The sequence below is a fragment of the Nocardia sp. NPDC050712 genome, assembly GCF_040654295.1.
Lineage (GTDB): Bacteria > Actinomycetota > Actinomycetes > Mycobacteriales > Mycobacteriaceae > Nocardia.
On the sequence record NZ_JBFAHT010000005.1, the window covers coordinates 275,910 to 290,915 of the forward strand.

The 15,006-nt window shown below is 64.2% G+C and carries 14 protein-coding genes; 10 read left to right on the forward strand and 4 right to left on the reverse strand.

Features of this window, described 5'->3' with window-relative positions; translation table 11 throughout:
* Positions 1 to 146: 146 nt before the first annotated feature.
* A complete protein-coding gene (locus AB0H76_RS33930) occupies positions 147 to 551 on the reverse strand; it encodes a DUF732 domain-containing protein (RefSeq protein WP_357331155.1) in 405 nt (134 codons plus the stop codon).
* Positions 552 to 1,050: 499 nt separating this feature from the next.
* Here AB0H76_RS33930 and AB0H76_RS33935 point away from each other — a divergent pair, with 499 nt between their 5' ends.
* Positions 1,051 to 1,389: a hypothetical protein gene (locus tag AB0H76_RS33935; RefSeq protein ID WP_357331156.1), complete on the forward strand. Its 339-nt coding sequence runs from the start codon at positions 1,051 to 1,053 to the stop codon at positions 1,387 to 1,389.
* Positions 1,390 to 1,485: 96 nt separating this feature from the next.
* On the opposite strand, the gene AB0H76_RS33940 is transcribed toward AB0H76_RS33935, so the two are convergent.
* A complete protein-coding gene (locus AB0H76_RS33940; protein ID WP_357331157.1) occupies positions 1,486 to 1,707 on the reverse strand; it encodes a hypothetical protein in 222 nt (73 codons plus the stop codon).
* A 193-nt stretch (positions 1,708 to 1,900) separates the two neighbouring features.
* On the opposite strand from AB0H76_RS33940, the gene AB0H76_RS33945 reads away from it, so the two are divergent.
* The 5 genes from AB0H76_RS33945 (at position 1,901) to AB0H76_RS33965 (ending at position 10,213) form a co-directional block, all read left to right on the forward strand.
* Entirely contained in the window at positions 1,901 to 2,212 is a 312-nt protein-coding gene (locus AB0H76_RS33945) for a hypothetical protein (RefSeq protein ID WP_357331158.1), read from the forward strand.
* A gap of 653 nt (positions 2,213 to 2,865) precedes the next feature.
* A complete protein-coding gene (locus tag AB0H76_RS33950; protein ID WP_357331159.1) occupies positions 2,866 to 4,551 on the forward strand; it encodes a CHAT domain-containing protein in 1,686 nt (561 codons plus the stop codon).
* A 268-nt stretch (positions 4,552 to 4,819) separates the two neighbouring features.
* Complete coding sequence (locus tag AB0H76_RS33955; RefSeq protein WP_357331160.1) at positions 4,820 to 6,025, forward strand: hypothetical protein; 1,206 nt, start codon at positions 4,820 to 4,822, stop codon at positions 6,023 to 6,025.
* A gap of 5 nt (positions 6,026 to 6,030) precedes the next feature.
* Positions 6,031 to 8,925: a CHAT domain-containing protein gene (locus tag AB0H76_RS33960; protein WP_357331161.1), complete on the forward strand. Its 2,895-nt coding sequence runs from the start codon at positions 6,031 to 6,033 to the stop codon at positions 8,923 to 8,925.
* Between the two features lie 430 nt (positions 8,926 to 9,355).
* Positions 9,356 to 10,213: a hypothetical protein gene (locus AB0H76_RS33965; RefSeq protein ID WP_357331162.1), complete on the forward strand. Its 858-nt coding sequence runs from the start codon at positions 9,356 to 9,358 to the stop codon at positions 10,211 to 10,213.
* 312 nt (positions 10,214 to 10,525) lie between these two features.
* Here AB0H76_RS33965 and AB0H76_RS33970 read toward each other — a convergent pair whose 3' ends face one another.
* Positions 10,526 to 10,702, reverse strand: a complete 177-nt coding sequence (locus tag AB0H76_RS33970) for a hypothetical protein (protein WP_357331163.1) — start codon at positions 10,700 to 10,702, stop codon at positions 10,526 to 10,528.
* A gap of 44 nt (positions 10,703 to 10,746) precedes the next feature.
* Here AB0H76_RS33970 and AB0H76_RS33975 point away from each other — a divergent pair, with 44 nt between their 5' ends.
* The 4 genes from AB0H76_RS33975 (at position 10,747) to AB0H76_RS33990 (ending at position 14,022) form a co-directional block, all read left to right on the forward strand.
* Positions 10,747 to 11,238, forward strand: coding sequence for a transposase (locus tag AB0H76_RS33975; protein WP_357331164.1), 492 nt, complete (start codon positions 10,747 to 10,749; stop codon positions 11,236 to 11,238).
* 138 nt (positions 11,239 to 11,376) lie between these two features.
* A complete protein-coding gene (locus tag AB0H76_RS33980) occupies positions 11,377 to 12,441 on the forward strand; it encodes a hypothetical protein (RefSeq protein WP_357331165.1) in 1,065 nt (354 codons plus the stop codon).
* Between the two features lie 267 nt (positions 12,442 to 12,708).
* A complete protein-coding gene (locus tag AB0H76_RS33985) occupies positions 12,709 to 13,272 on the forward strand; it encodes a hypothetical protein (protein ID WP_357331166.1) in 564 nt (187 codons plus the stop codon).
* Between the two features lie 399 nt (positions 13,273 to 13,671).
* Complete coding sequence (locus tag AB0H76_RS33990; protein ID WP_357331167.1) at positions 13,672 to 14,022, forward strand: DUF732 domain-containing protein; 351 nt, start codon at positions 13,672 to 13,674, stop codon at positions 14,020 to 14,022.
* Positions 14,023 to 14,334: 312 nt separating this feature from the next.
* On the opposite strand, the gene AB0H76_RS33995 is transcribed toward AB0H76_RS33990, so the two are convergent.
* Entirely contained in the window at positions 14,335 to 14,799 is a 465-nt protein-coding gene (locus tag AB0H76_RS33995; RefSeq protein ID WP_357331168.1) for a hypothetical protein, read from the reverse strand.
* Positions 14,800 to 15,006 lie beyond the last annotated feature (207 nt).

The following is a 15,006-nucleotide window of genomic DNA, read 5'->3' on the forward strand; positions in this document are numbered from 1 at the left end:
CCGGTCATCCCGCGGGCGATAGTTGCCCGGTATTCGGCACTATCGTGCGTGCGTTCGGCGCCAGAAGCTGCCGGCCGGTTGATCTTCCACGCGGTTGGTACTGGCCACCTCACTCAGCGTCAGGGCGAGCCGGCCATGCACCGGCATCAGCCGGGGCAATAGGCAGTCTCGGCGGCGTTCACGAAGGCCATCGCCGAGCCGTACTCGCCTGGCTCGCCGCTCATGAACTCGACCAGATCGTGCTTCGATATCCCGCTCGCGAGCACTTCGCAGACGGCATGACCACCCGCGGTAATGCTCGGGAAATCCGCGATGATGCCGGGAAGCACCTCAATGCCATCCCGCTGGACGAGCAGGAACCCGAAATGCGCGTCCTGTAACAGGCCGTAGTTGTGGGGGCCCGCGACCGGCTGAAGCTCTGCCGACGGCAATGCCGAGGCGGGGGCGGCGAACAGAACAGCAGCGCCCGCGGTGGCGAGCCCTGTAGCGATCTTCGAGAAGTGCAAGACGATTCCAATCGTGGGACAACTGCGCGACCCGGTGATCGCCACGAAGATCGTAAATGAGGTCGCCGAACTCCGCAGGGCGCGCCTCGAGGCAACTCCACGGTCACCTCGCTTTAGCTGGCTCTAGCGAATCCGAGTGCGCACTCATGCCGCGACCCGGGCGATTCTGCGGGCTGCACTTCTGATCTTCGCCAACACATTCCGCCTTCTCGGCGCGTTCTAGCGATAAATGCAGCGCCACAGATATATTGACGTCTTGCTAATCGAGATCCCTTTTGGTAGAGCACAGTCAGGTGGCAGGCATGTTGGTGCGCTTCCGCTCCCGTCGCTAGGCTGTTGTCGATTGCCGGCGCCGACCGCTGTTCATTAGCACGGCAACCATGTTCATCCAGTACATCTCGATGTTTGATGGGACGGTTCGATGAAATCAGGTACCCGCTCGGCCCTACTACGGATCGCCGCTATCGCCGGCCTCGCAGTAACCGCCGCGGGCGCGCCCGCCGCCTTCGCTGCCCCGAATGATCCAGCGGCCCCGGTATGCACAATGAGTTACCCCGTTCCGGTAGAACCGTTCCAGACTCCGGCTTCCAGCGAAGTCTTCGCGATCTCCGCCAACGGTTCGATCGATCTGAAGCTGCACACCAACGCGGGCACCGATTTCGCCTATGACCAGAAGTTCTCCGTCAACTGGGCGAATCTCGACACCGGCAGGAGCGGGGTGGGAGACACCTCCGCCCAGGTGAAAGGCCCCGACAACACGTTGACCATCACCGGCCTGGAGACCAAGCCCGGCCGAATCCTGCTGAACCTGAACGTCTTCAACCACGGCGAGGGCCAGAATTACACCAACGGCGAGTGCAGCGCGGAGTACCAAGTGAGCTGAATTCGGACAAGTACCCGGCCGATCGACGGCCGGGTGCGCGGATGCCTGCGAGCTGCTGTCGTCGAGATTCCTATGGATGAACGCTGGACGGCCACGTTACCGGCCGGAGTAGTACTTGCCCTGGACGCCGGGCGACTCGTGCACCACGCGGTCCGGGCGGCGCCACCCGATCCCGTCGCAGGAGTTGCATTGCTGGTATCGCGGTGGGTCTGTGCGGTGACGTGGCGCGAGCATGATGTCGCCGGTGGCGTCACAGGAGGCACAAGGGTGCCAGCCCTTCGGAACGTTGCGGGGCCGTACCGGTTCGGATGAAGTCATGCTTCAAGGCTATGGCAGATTCTGGGTGTGCCGGAGGAAGTTAGTTCACCGGCCGCTGACGGGAGTTGACCGTGCAGATGTCAGCCGCCGCGCGGACACGAAATGGGCAGCGCCGTCGGGGCATCGCGCACCGCGTCCAATTTCGCCGAATACGCGCGGATCGCTCGACAAGCGGAATGACAGGATATTCGTGGTGAGCACGGAGAACGCCGACGACAACACGTCACTTCCAGCCGGCTGGACCATTGGAGATGTGCGGCAACGCTCTCAGGACAACGCGGCACGGTTGGTGGACCCGAGCACGCCGGTGTATCTAGCCCCCAACGGACCCGGCCAGAGCGCCCCCTTGGATGTCGACCTCATCATGGACTTTTCCGGTCTGTATCTCGCACGCTGCGTCGATGACAGCGAGTGGTACATGGGTCAACGGGCCACCCCGGACGAACCGATTCTGTGCTGGTCGAGCTACAGCGATGATCTAGGTACCGCGATCGACAACCTCTGACACCTGAGCCGGACTGGCAACTGGCGCAGTAGGGTTCGATTGCGGTCGAGCCTCGATCCACCACACTCAATTCGGCATTTCAGTGCGTTGATCCGGTACTGCGGCGTTCGCGAAGGGCATTTCCGCCTGCTCTGTGTTGTTGGGCGAGGGTTTTGGCTCAGCTCAGGACGACCCCGACACGCCGTGCGCTCGGACACGCGTCAGCCGTAATGGTGGTCGACGGCAGGCGATATCACGCGCAAGAACCGACAGGAGGGTGGATGGTGGACCTCGTCATCGAGTTGTTGATCCTGTTCGAAACGGGACGCCCCAGCCAAGAGGACGAGGACGACGCGGTGACCCTGCGGCAGTTGGCCCGACGGGTGCACTACGCCGTCTCGGCGAGACTCCGAACCGACCCCGCACTGCGGCAGTTGATCATCGAAGCCCGGAGTGCGGAGGGCGTTTCCGAGCACACGTGGCGGGCTGTCCACCGGCTACTGACTGACATGGCCGTGCAGGACCCGAGATTCGCACATGACCTCCAACGCGCGCTCGGCCCAGCGGATCCCTGGCCGGAGTCGGGTAGCCCGCCCGAACCTACGGGTATGCGCGGTTCCGGTGACGATACCGTCGTCTCCGGAGCAGGCCGCGATATGCCGGAGGTGGGCACTATGCCACCGTGGCTGTGGCGTCTGCGGCGGCCCCGCAGACAAGGACGCGACCGGCCGATCGACCAAGATGATGTCCGCACTCATGGTTATCCGGCCCAGATTCCGATCAGCGACTATCGGGCTTATCCGCGCCTGGAAGTGCGGGACTTCCTGCTCGCCCGCAAACCGGTCGACGTCCGGGTCGGTCTGGCGCCGCACTACGACCCGACCCTGTCGATCACCGGTGAAATCCACTTCCCGGCGATCGAACCCGCGCTCGTGCTCGAGGCCGAAGTCCTGTTCGATCCGCGATCGTTCACGGTCGACGGGCCGACCACGATTTCGTTGAAAGTCTCCGCGGAAGAACCATTTCCCTCCCAGGTCGTCCGGCTCACCCCGCAGACCGACCCGCATCTCACGGCCGAACGGACACTGCGGGTGCTGTACCGCCATCACGGCAATATCATCGGCATCGCCTCCCGGACGATCGAAGTGGTCGGTTCGGTGAACGAAATCGTCGGCCGTAACCAACGTGGCCGGCCGGCCCATCAACTGCTCGATCTGGCGCCCCTGCTGCACAGCGGACCACCCGATCTGGTGCTTGTCGTCTTTCGCGCGGACGAACCCGACACCTACGTCTGGGATGCCTACCCCTTCGCCGGTCATGTCAGCCTGTCCGATGGGAATCGGCGTAGTCGGATCGACTCCGGCGCGAAGGACTTCGCGTCTTTCACCCGGCGCGCCATCCGCGCGCGGAAGCTGTCCGGCATACCTGTCTATGACCAGCTCGTGGGCTACGGAGATGTCATCCACGAGGCGATACCGGCCGGGGTCCGAACCATCCTGCGGGATCTGGTCGCCGATCGGTCGCAAGCGCCGACCATGTTGCTGCTGACCGAAGAAGCCTTCGTCCCCTGGGAGCTGGCGGTCTTCGATCCACCGCTCCGGACCGAATTCGGTGGTGCCGCACCGTTTCTCGGCGCGCATATCGCGGTCTCGCGGTGGCCGTTCACTGCGGCGGACACACCCTCGCCGATCAACCGCCAGGTGCACCACGTTGCGCGGCAAGCGGTCGTCACCGCCGATTACGAGGGTGTACTGAACTGGAAGCCACTGCCCGCCGCGACCGCTGAGGCCGATCGCTTCCGCCAGTTGCACGGCCCGGTGGTCACCATCGAGGCCAGCCGGGAGAAGCTCATCGAATGTCTCGACGGGCGTGAGCCGGTCGATCTGCTGCACGTCGCCATGCACGGCGCCTACGACAGCTCCGCCGAGGAGGACGGCCTGGTATTCCCGCTACCGGACTTCAGTCCGTCCTACCTGACGTCGTTGCAGGTGCGCGGGTTTCGCAACCGGACCACCACGCCGTTCGTCTACCTCAATGCCTGCGAGGTCGGGGCCGGAGACGCCACCCTCGGCAGCTATGCGGGCTTCGCGGTCGCGGTGCTGCGTACCGGTGCGATCGGCGTCATCGCTCCGCTATGGAACGTCGATGACCACGCCGCGGCCGAGCTGGCCGGGCAATTTTACGCCGGAGCGTACGGCCGGCCCCCGGTGCCGGTGGCCGAGCTCTTGCGGCGTATGCGCAGCGGATACACCCGAGCGGCCGTCGCCGAGCGGGAAGCTATTACTCCGACGGCGATCGCCTTCGTCGCCTTTTGTCACCCGCGCCTCACCCTGCTGCGCACACCGACCCCCGAAAGCTGAGCACATGACCGAAGAGTTCGCACTGGATCGCGACGGCCGCGCTGTGACAATCCATCGACGGGCGTCGCTGCGGACACCGGGACTGTCCGGTCGCGCCTACGTCTCGAGTGATGGCGCGCCCGGCGCGCGTGGACCAGAACAGAGCACCGCGGCCCTGTCCGACGCCTTATCGGCGAACGAATTCCAGCGAGATCTGATCATCGAGATCGTGGACGCTCGCGAACACGAGGCGAGCCTCGGTTCACGCGGTTCCGGCGGACCCGACGACATGGTGCTGGAGGTGCAGGATCCCGGCGGCGCCTGGGGACAGGTGGTGCTGTACGAGTCCGAGGACGGGGTGCTTTCCTGGCACTTTCCCGACCCGCGGCCGGGCCATCCCGAATCACCGACCCTGACCTATCGGCTGCCGCGCCAGGTGGCAGTACCGGATCCGGAGGACGAGACGGCGCATCGCGGCCTGATCGGTGCGCTCGGCAAGAAGATTCTGCAGATCTTCGTGTTCCGGTTGGTGCGTGACGGATCGTCCTGGGTCGGCGCGGCTTTCGTCAAGGAGGTGGAACGACGCCGCTGCCCGCACACCCTCCGCTCATTCACCGTCGAGGACTACGCGACCAAGATCGCAGCGAGCTCACCGGCCGATCACCTGCGCCACTGCGCCTCCGGTCGGTCATTGCTGGTCGTGCACGGCACATTCAGCAGCACCCACGGCGGGTTCAGCCGGCTGCCCGTCGAGACTGTCAAACAGCTGCATCACGCCTACGAGGGGCGCGTTCTGGCCTTCGATCACCCCACCGTGTCGTGCACTCCGACCGAGAATGTCCGCTGGCTGAGCAAATATCTGCGGCAGCAGCAGGTCCGGCTCGACGTGGATATGCTCTGCCATTCGCGAGGCGGGCTGGTAGGTCGCGTGCTCGGCGAACGGCCCGATCTCGGCCAGAGCACGGAGGTGATATCCGTCGGCAATCTCGTCATGGTCGGCACACCCAATGCCGGTACACCCCTGGCGGACGTCGCGCGGATCGAGCACCTTCTCAATCGCTACACGACGATGCTGCAGTTCCTGCCGGACAACGGCATCACCGACATCGTCGATATCATCGTCGCGCTGGTGAAACAGATCGCCGCCGGCGTGGCCACCGGGCTGGACGGGCTGATGGCGATGGACCCGGCCTCGAAATTGCTCACCTCGGAGCTCGGCCGGGTGCACGGCGCCGCGCGCTACTACACAGCCGCGGCAAACTACGATCCGCCGGCGGGGAAATCATTGCTGCGGATCGCACGCAGTGGGGCCATCGATCTGGTATTCGGCCACGAGACCAATGATCTCGTCGTGCCGATGAGCAGCGCACTAGCCGACGGGAATCTGCCGACCGTCGAGCGCCTCGGATTTGATACCCCCGATCTCGTCGATCACTTCAGCTACTTCGCTCAGACAGCGCTGTCGAACACGCTCACGCGCTGGCTGCGGGGGTGAGCGGTATGGCACGAACCGAGAGCTTCGGCCAGCGCTTGACAGTGTCGCGCGCCGCAGTGTCGTTGAACGAGGCTTTCGAGCAGCTCGCGAGATACAAGCAGACCAGCGACCACGTGCACCTGGCGCGCGCCGTCCAAAGCTGCGAACGGGCCCGTTCACTGCTGGAGCGAGTCACTTCGGGTCCGCCGTGGCACCCGCTGTTCCCGGTGGTGCTCGCGCACCTTTCACACTGTTATCGGACTCGATACGAGCTGAACGGCGCCACCGGCGATCTGGACGCCTCGATCACATGCGCACAGCAGGCGCTCATCGAGGCTCCCGACCACGAGATGGTGCTGGCGTTCAACCATAATCTGGGACTCTCGTTGCTGGCGCGCTTCGAACGAACCCAGGACCTGCGCGATGTCGACCGAGCCATCGAGGTCTACACACCGTATATCGAGCAATCTGCGGCGAGCGCCGAAAGGGCCGCGCACCTGGCCAATTTCAGCCACATATATCGCGCCCGGCACGCCCGGACCAACAATCTCGCCGACCTCGAGACCGCGATATCGCTCGCACAGCAGGCGCTCGACATGGTCGGCAACGACGATTCACATGCGGTATTCGTTCTGGGTGCACTGGCCGTCGGATACAAAGCGCGGTTCGGATTTACCTCCGACATAGACGATCTCGATCGTTCTATCGAATTGTGCGAGCAGGCCGTGGCCGCCCTTCCCGCCACCCACGTACTGCTCCCTGGTCAATGGTCCAACCTGGCCATGGAGTACCTGACGAGATTCGCCTTCAAAGGCGCACTGGCCGATATCGATCGTGCGGTCGAACTCGCCCGGGCGGCCGCGGCCCGGACCAGCCGGGCGGGTCTCGACCATTCCGTCTACGCGAACAACGTCGGAATCGTGCTGCGCCGGCGTGGCGAAAGGCTGGACAGCCTGGCGGATTTGCGCGAGGCGATCGAGGCGGGCGAAGACGCGGTGGCTTCGATCCCGCGCGACCACTCCGACCGTCCGCGCTGGTTGACGAATCTGGGCAGCGCCTATCGGGCGCTCTACGAACGAGTCGGCGATTCCGCGCTGATCGAGCGGTCGCTCGACGCTTTCTCGACCGCCTGTGACGTCGCACCGACCGACTATCCGGAGCGGGCTTGGTGGCTGGTTAACATGGCGATCGTCCGGATCCTGCGGCACCGTGAGACCGCCGATCGCGAGGACCTCGACAGCGCCGTCACCCTGTGCCGGCAGGCGATGAGCGACCTGCCTGACGAGCATCCGAATCAACTACGCGCCTTCACCGTCCTGTTCGACGCACTCCTCAAGCTGGTCGAGACCACCGGCACGCCGATCGATCCGATCGATCTGCGTCGCGGCGTCGAGGCCGTGGAACACGCCACCCCGCCCTCGGCCTATCAGCGTGTCCGGCTGGGGCACGTACTCGGCGAACTCGCCATGGCCGTCGGCGATTTCGCGGTCGCGGTGCGGGCGCTAGACCATGCGGTCGCGGCGCTGCCGGCGGTAGCGGCCTACGAACTCGCGCGCGCCGATCAAGAGGACGCCCTGGCCACCCACTCGGGCCTGGTCGGCGACGCTATCGTGGCGCACCTGCGCAACGGTGATCTCGAAGGAGCGATCGTCGCGGCCGAACACGGCCGGGCGGTGCTCTTCAGCGCCGCGTTGGATGCTCGATCGGATCTGACCGATCTCGACGACCGCGCCCCCGACCTGTCGACCCGGTTGCGGGCGGTTCGAGCCGGCCTCGACGACCGCTCGGAGTCGGTCCCGCAAACAGAATTACGGGTTCGCTGGGCAGCCTACGGCCGACTGCTCGCCCAGATCCGTGCGATGCCGGGTCTAGAGCGGTTCCTGCTGCCACCCACGTTCGAGCAACTGCGCCACGCGGCCGCAGGCGGCTATGTCGTAGTGGTGAACGCGGCCCAGGCCGAGGGCCATGCGGTGATCATCTCCGCCGGCGCCGCCCCCGAACTGGTTGCGCTGCCCGGTCTTCGGCGTGGCGAGGCGTATTCGTGGGCACGCAGGCTCCGATCGGCGACACAGGACCCCTCGGCCGGTTCCAGCGCACGCGAAACCGTGGCGGCCCTGCTGAGCTGGTTGTGGGACACCGTGGTCGAGGCGATAGCCGATGCGCTGCCACCGGGAGTGATCTCGCGGGTGTGGTGGATGCCGGTCGGTCCGCTGGCGACCATGCCCCTGCATGCCGCCGGCCACCCCGGAGCGAACGGCGCACTCGATGTCATGGTGTCCTCTTACATACCCACGCTTCGTGCGCTGATCGTCGCACGGGGCCGGCGGCGCCCGGCCAGCCGACGCCTGATGACCGTCGCGATGCCGACTACTCCCGGGATGCCCCACTTGCCCGGCACGGTCGCCGAATCCGAGGCACTGGCCGCACACCTCACCGCGAGCCAGGAACTCAGCGCCCGCTCGGCCACCGTCGGCGAGGTGACACGCGGAATGGCCGATTGCAACTGGGTCCATTTCGCCTGCCATGCCAGTACCGATCCCGCTGTGCCATCGAACGGTGGACTGCATCTGCACGACGGCAAGCTGTCGATCAACGCTGTCCACCGCTTGCGCCTGGAGAGCGCGGAAATGGCCTACCTGTCGGCTTGCTCCACCGCCAATACTGCAGTGCGACACGCTGACGAATCGGTACACCTGGCCTCTGCTTTCCACCTCGCCGGCTTCCGGCATGTGGTGGCCGCACTGTGGCCGGTCGACGACATGCTGGCAGCTCGCGCCGCGGAAGCGTTCTACACGAACCTGCCGGACGAACCCAGTAGTGACGCCCCCGCCGCCGCGCTGCATTTGGTCGCGCACGAACTGCGCGCCGCCCACCGCGACAGCCCGCACCTGTGGGCGCCGCTGGTACACAGTGGACCGTAAGCGCGAAAAAGCCCCGCCCCGATTAGTTGCTTCGCCGCATCAGCGTATGGAGACGGAGTTCGTGTATCGCTCGCACTGTCGTGAATTGCTCGACCGCGTCGCTGTGGGCGAGGACACGCGTCCGGGCACGGCGGCCGGGATCTGTTGCGCGCTGCTGCAAGTGAGTGAGTTGGCCCGCAGGGGTACACGATTGACCATCCCGACGGCAACCGCAGAGACGTGAGAGCTCGCAGCTGCCAGTCCCGTCCACACCGAACTCCGCTGTCCCGCGCTGGCCGGTTCGGTCGGCCCGGTATGCGGCAGAAGCGGATGTATACCGTCATAGCCTGCTCGAGACTGTCGAGACCTTGCGTCCAAGCGGCTTCGCCTGTGCGGATCCGGCGCGGTACCTCCGTCGCCAAAGATCGCTGCGTTGGCTACCTTCAGCGGCATGATCTATCCCAGTGAGGGTTCGGCGTCGCGGGTAGCGCAACTGGCGAAAATCGCGCTCGAAGATTGGATGCAGGATTGGCCAATCGAGGTCTCCGATCCGGCACGGCTCGACGAGTTCATTGAGCTGTTGCTTGCCCACAAGCTCGATTGGTCGCTGAGCTTTTGGTTACTGGATCTTGTCCTCGAATCGGCCTGGGACGACATGTGCATCGCGCCGCAGGACCGTCGGACGGAACGAACCGAGCCGTTGATCGACGCTTTGGTGGCGGTGTGGAAGGCGACTAAAGCACCGAGAATCGCACTGCAGCTTGAGGACTGGGCATGCGTGGAGGCCGCCGATCCCGACGAGATGTTCGGTGTGAGCCCGCTGGTGCGGGAAGCGCGTCGGCGGGTCGGCCTCAGCACTGCGCGCTCTGCGGACGGGCTGATCTATCTTCTCGACAGTGCGTCGTCCGCTGAACTGGCTGACCAAGGGGCCGATTCCGTACTGTTCGACTACTTAATGTTGGCCGAGGGCGCGGTCGGTATCCGCACCCGAGTCAACGGCAATGTCTCGGTCGCGATCGATGTTCTCGACGCTGCTCCTGGCGATGACAACGATGCTTTCGACAGCGTGACCGAGTGCAGCCTGCGAGTCGACTCCAGCAGGTTGAAACTCATTTCGCCAGCCAGCGACGCGCACGACGGTGACCTGGTAACAGTGCCGGCTGGGTGGCTGCGATTGCGAGTGTCGCTATTCCAGTTCCCAGATTCGAACGCCTCCGCCGATTTGCAGCACGTCCAAATCCAATGCTGGCCTGCCGAACACCGCAAACCAGCCTTGGTCAAAGAACAGAATCCCAACGCTCCTCAGTGATATGACCTGAGTACACTCGTCGGTATCGGCGGATCCGGACGAACTCAATTCGGCTACTTAAGACTGGTGCCAGGGCTTGATCCCGGCCAGGATCAAGTCCAGGTTCCCAGCGAGAAGCCCTCAAATCGGCTGCCCACCCGCATCATTGGTGTGGCTCTCACATGGCTTGCTTCTCGCCGGGCACCGCGCGAGGAGTGGCTGGAAAGGGGTCTGCCCGAGCTCGAAGTAGCGTTGCCCTCCCTCGCCGATCACACCCGTCGACCAGGGAGGACACCGATGACAGTCATCATCGGCATGGACTCACACAAACGCTCAGCCACTATCGAAATCATCGACCACACCGGCAAGATCCGAGCTGTCGGAAGATATGGGACCGACAAGGCCGGATACGCCGAAATGATCGCCGCTGGCCGGCAATTCGGGAACAGAGTCTGGGCTGTGGAAGGCTGCAACGGTGTGGGCCGCCATATCGCTTGCCGCCTGGTCCACGACGGGGAAACCGTGGTGGACGTGCCTGCGAAACTTCCGCCCAAGTGCGAGTATTCGCTACCGGCAACGGCCGCAAGACCGACCCTGTCGATGCCCACTCGGTTGCGATGGCAGCACTGCACTCCCCGAACCTGCTTCGGGTCGAACCCGACCCCGACTTACTCCTGCTGAGCATGCTCGCCGATCGCCGTGACGAACTCGGACGCGCCCGCACCGAAACAATCAACCGACTGCACCGGTTCCTCCTCGAACTCTTCCCTGGAGGGGCCGAGAAATACTTGTCTGCCACCAAGGCACGCGCGTTGATCGCGACGGTCGAACCACGCGATCCGCTCGGCAAAGCCCGCCGCCGGCTGAGCGTCGAGCTGATCGGTGAACTCCAAACACGCGGGGCGCGGCAGAAAGGTTCCAGCCCCCACCGACGTCTATGGATTTGTGGTGGCGAGATCAACCCTTCTGTGACTGACCAACCTGATCACGCTATCTGTCACCGCGGGCGGTTTCTTTCGTATGAAATCTGCCGGGGATTGAAGTAGCCGGGCCGGATATGCGGCGTGCGGTCGAGGGCCTGTGGCGGTTGACTGCAGAGGAGGCGTCCGACCGAATACTCCCGTCGTGGGGTTTGATAGTGTTCGAACTACAGTTCGAACACCCTGATCCGATGAGGTTTGTTCATGACCCCCACCACGCCACCCCGAGCTGTTGATGTCGCAGCCGTGTGTCCCGCCTTGGTACCGCTGGCTCGTCCGGCGACCCGGCTGCACCCGCGCCGCGGCACTCCATCGGCGTACGACAGCTCGATCGGCGGCCCGTTGTTGTGGCCAGCCGACGAGTCATGGCCACACTGTCATGGCCCGCACGGGTGGCACTTGGTAACCGACCCGTTGAATCCGCACGGGCTGAACCCGTTGCAGTCGTTGGCGGATGCCAAGCTGCAGCGGGACAGCCACATGCCGTCGCGGCGGATGGCTGAATTCCATGCCTCGAGTGGGGGGACTTTCACTGCGGAGGAGTGGGAAACAATCGATAGGCTCGAGCGGGGTGTTCCGCTGCCCGAGGGGCCGAACGCCATGTTGGCTGTGGCGCAGTTGTATACGCGTGATGTGCCAGGGTTACGGCCACCTCCGGGCAAGGACCTGCTGCAGATTCTGTGGTGCCCGTTGGACAACGCCGAAGGTATGCCCGAGACCACACTGGTGTGGCGCTCTGCGGCCGACGTCACCGATATTCTGACTGCCCCGCCGGAGCCCGCGGCAGTGGAATACGGTTACGACTACGTGCCCGTGCCGTGCACGGTGGAACCGGAATGCATTGTCGAGTACCCGAACTCGGGTGACCTCCGCGTGCGTGGCGGTGAGCCGCTGGAGCAGGTGCGACGGTGGGCGGTCCAGCATGCCGGGGTCGATGTTCCGGTTGGCCTCGAGGTGGAGGCGGGCTTCGAGCGCTTCGACGAGCTGTGTGTAGCCCCTGGATGGAAGGTCGGCGGCCATATCAGGTGGGGGCTCATGGACCCTTTTCCGCAGCCATGTCCCACCTGCGGAACCGAAACCGAGCCACTGCTCACCATGGCCTCGACCGAATGGGACGGCGCAACTCGCAGCTGGATACCGTACGAAGATCAAGCCCTGGAAGCTGGAACAGCCATCGGTCCCGGCGTCACAATCGCTCGCGGTTACAACATGATCCTGCGCGTCTGCCCAGCATCGCCCGATCACCCGCACATCCAACTCATTCAGTAGCTCTGTCCCATGGGGAAGCGGAAACCCCCGCCGGTCATAACGGAAAACCCGACCCACATTGGTGACAACAACGATGGAAAACCTGTGATAGATACCTGGGCCGGAACGTCGACATTCGCCAGCTAAGACACCTCAGCCGGCGACAAATACGTTGATCAGCCACGCTTGCTCAGCGCGGTATGCGGCAGATGAGTGCGTTCACCCGTTGGCAACAAGGCGCGAACGAGAGCAGCGCGCGCCCGAATTCTGTCCAGTATTGTCACGACAATGGGGAGCGGCAACCGTTACGAGGCATACGAAGATGACCTATGGGAACGGTTGGCCAGACTACTGCCCTCTGCCGAGGACACCGAGAACTTTCGCGACTGCCGAGAATCAGGCCACCAAGAAGCCGGGCTGTGGATCTTGATGCAACGGCTTCTCGAGCACCAGATTCCGATCAACGACCGAACACGCGCCGAGATCGAAATTCTCGCAGAGCAGTGGGGCGAACGGTTGGCCCGCCACGACCAAATCGCCGCCTGCGTCAGGGATTCCACCGACTACGGTTCCATACGACTGCTCCCCGATGATCGCGCGACACCAGTCCATCCAAGCCAGATCGGCATCACCGACGCTGCGCTGACAGGCCTACTCGTCGTCCCATGGCTCGAATGCTTGCGATGCGGACGAGTGCTAGCGCGGGTCCACGCGCAGGAGCCATGGGGAGACTTGAGCTACCTGGCGACTCACTACATCGTCTGGCATCGCACCGCGTCGGACGGGTCCCTCGAGACCTTCGACGAGCCCGACCTACACAGTGCCTTCGAACTGCTCATGAACTGCGCGTGATCCGACCAATGCACTGAAATCGGCATGACAGTCCGTTGGCCGGGAGTGAGGTGCCCACTGAGCGTTGATCTTCCGCGGCACCGCCCTGGCCGGTTCGGTCAGCGCGGTATGCGGCATGTGCGGACGTTTCAGTGGCGGTTGTGAGCCGCTCGGCCCGTCGATCATTCGCAGGGTCGCTTCTTGTCTGCGCCGGGCCGAGGACAGGAAGCCTGCTCGGTCGTCAGCAATTCCAGTGACGCAGCCACGGTGACCGCCGACGCCGAGCAGGCCGGGGAACCCCCTGTGGCCGAAGGCATTCTGTGGACTCGAGCGGCGCTCACAGCTCGCTGCGGACGCCGCGTATGTCCGACATCTTTCGTATGCTCAGCAAACGAAGTCGGACGACAGAAGGCGCGATTGATGTTGGGAAAAAGCACTGCGGTGGCGGCGCTGGCGTGCGCCGCGATCGTGGCGAGCACCGGCTGGGCGAATGCGGGGGTAAGCCCCAAGGAGGAGCAACGCTTCCTCGATGCCGCACGGGACTGGTCGCCCTCGCTGATGTGGGTGTCGGACAGCGGTCTACTGGAGATCGGCTATGCGATGTGCGAGGTGTACGCGAAGCGGGGCGTCGATGTTCCGACCTTGGAAGGCATGATCACCACCGCGATGGACGGGGGCTTGAGCAGGGATCAGGCACGCGCGGTCGGATCCAGCGCCGCGGTGATCCTGTGCACAGAGAACGCCCACGCGGCAATGCTGATGCCCGACTAGGTCTTGACCAACGCGACATCGCCACCTGATTCGGCGGCCGCGATCCGCGCGTGGGCCAGAACGCAGGGGCGGACGGTCTCCGCAAGAGGGCACCTCGATCCATCCTGAACTCGGCAGAGGCGGACGTTCTGAGCGCAGCGGCTCTGGGCCCGCCGGCCACCGCCTCGTGACCACTTCACTCAGCGCGCACAGCGGCAATTGAGTGTGTTTTCGGTGGGTGGCGCTGTCCGGGTGCTGGGTGGAACACGCCGCCTTTGGAACCGTCGGGATGTGGCGTATAGCCGTGACCGGCAAGCGGTTACGACCGGTCGGCTACGTCGTCTCCAATGAGAAAATGACTATGCCATCGTCGTCGTAGTGTCGCGACATACTCCCGAATTGAACACCCTCCACGAGTTCGCAGACCAGCGCGAAGTCCGAATCGGCGATCCCGCACACTGCGCTGTTGTCATCGAAGTCCTGCAATTGGTACACGGTGAGACCGCCCCAGTTCGGCGGGACGTAGATCGAAAGGCCGGTGAGCAAGCCTTTCGGGCGGGAAGAGACAACCTGCGGCGGGCCCAGCAACGAGTGCTCGGAGAAGACGTTGGGCACGGTGAGGTCGAACTCGGACCTTTCGCCGGGGCTGCCGCTGTCGTTGTGGCGCCGGGCCTCCTCTTCGGCCATCTCGAGATCAACGCGGTCCGGGTAGAGGCTGGGATCGACAACGACGGTTTCGAACGTGGTGGGGTACTTGGCAGGGTCGTACTTGGTGATTTCGAACCGGAGCTGTTCCACAGGAGTCCTTCACGACGACGGGTTTGATCATGACGAGTGTATCGACAAGGATTGTGGCGCAGCTGTTTCCAGATCGAATGCGATGTGGGGAGCAAAACACTGAATCGGCAGTCCACTGTTTTTGACCGGCCGCGGATCGACACGGCCGGTTGATCTTCCACCGCATACCGCGTTGGCCTGTTCGGTCAGCGCGGGAATCGGATATAC

What these genes read in the sequence shown, in the direction of transcription:
- AB0H76_RS33935 (WP_357331156.1), top strand. Translation starts at nt 1,051, where the DNA reads ATGAGTTACCCCGTTCCGGTAGAACCGTTCCAGACTCCGGCTTCCAGC.
- AB0H76_RS33940 (WP_357331157.1), bottom strand. Translation starts at nt 1,707, where the DNA reads ATGACTTCATCCGAACCGGTACGGCCCCGCAACGTTCCGAAGGGCTGG.
- AB0H76_RS33950 (WP_357331159.1), top strand. Translation starts at nt 2,866, where the DNA reads ATGCCACCGTGGCTGTGGCGTCTGCGGCGGCCCCGCAGACAAGGACGC.
- AB0H76_RS33955 (WP_357331160.1), top strand. Translation starts at nt 4,820, where the DNA reads ATGGTGCTGGAGGTGCAGGATCCCGGCGGCGCCTGGGGACAGGTGGTG.
- AB0H76_RS33960 (WP_357331161.1), top strand. Translation starts at nt 6,031, where the DNA reads ATGGCACGAACCGAGAGCTTCGGCCAGCGCTTGACAGTGTCGCGCGCC.
- AB0H76_RS33965 (WP_357331162.1), top strand. Translation starts at nt 9,356, where the DNA reads ATGATCTATCCCAGTGAGGGTTCGGCGTCGCGGGTAGCGCAACTGGCG.
- AB0H76_RS33980 (WP_357331165.1), top strand. Translation starts at nt 11,377, where the DNA reads ATGACCCCCACCACGCCACCCCGAGCTGTTGATGTCGCAGCCGTGTGT.
- AB0H76_RS33985 (WP_357331166.1), top strand. Translation starts at nt 12,709, where the DNA reads ATGGGGAGCGGCAACCGTTACGAGGCATACGAAGATGACCTATGGGAA.
- AB0H76_RS33990 (WP_357331167.1), top strand. Translation starts at nt 13,672, where the DNA reads ATGTTGGGAAAAAGCACTGCGGTGGCGGCGCTGGCGTGCGCCGCGATC.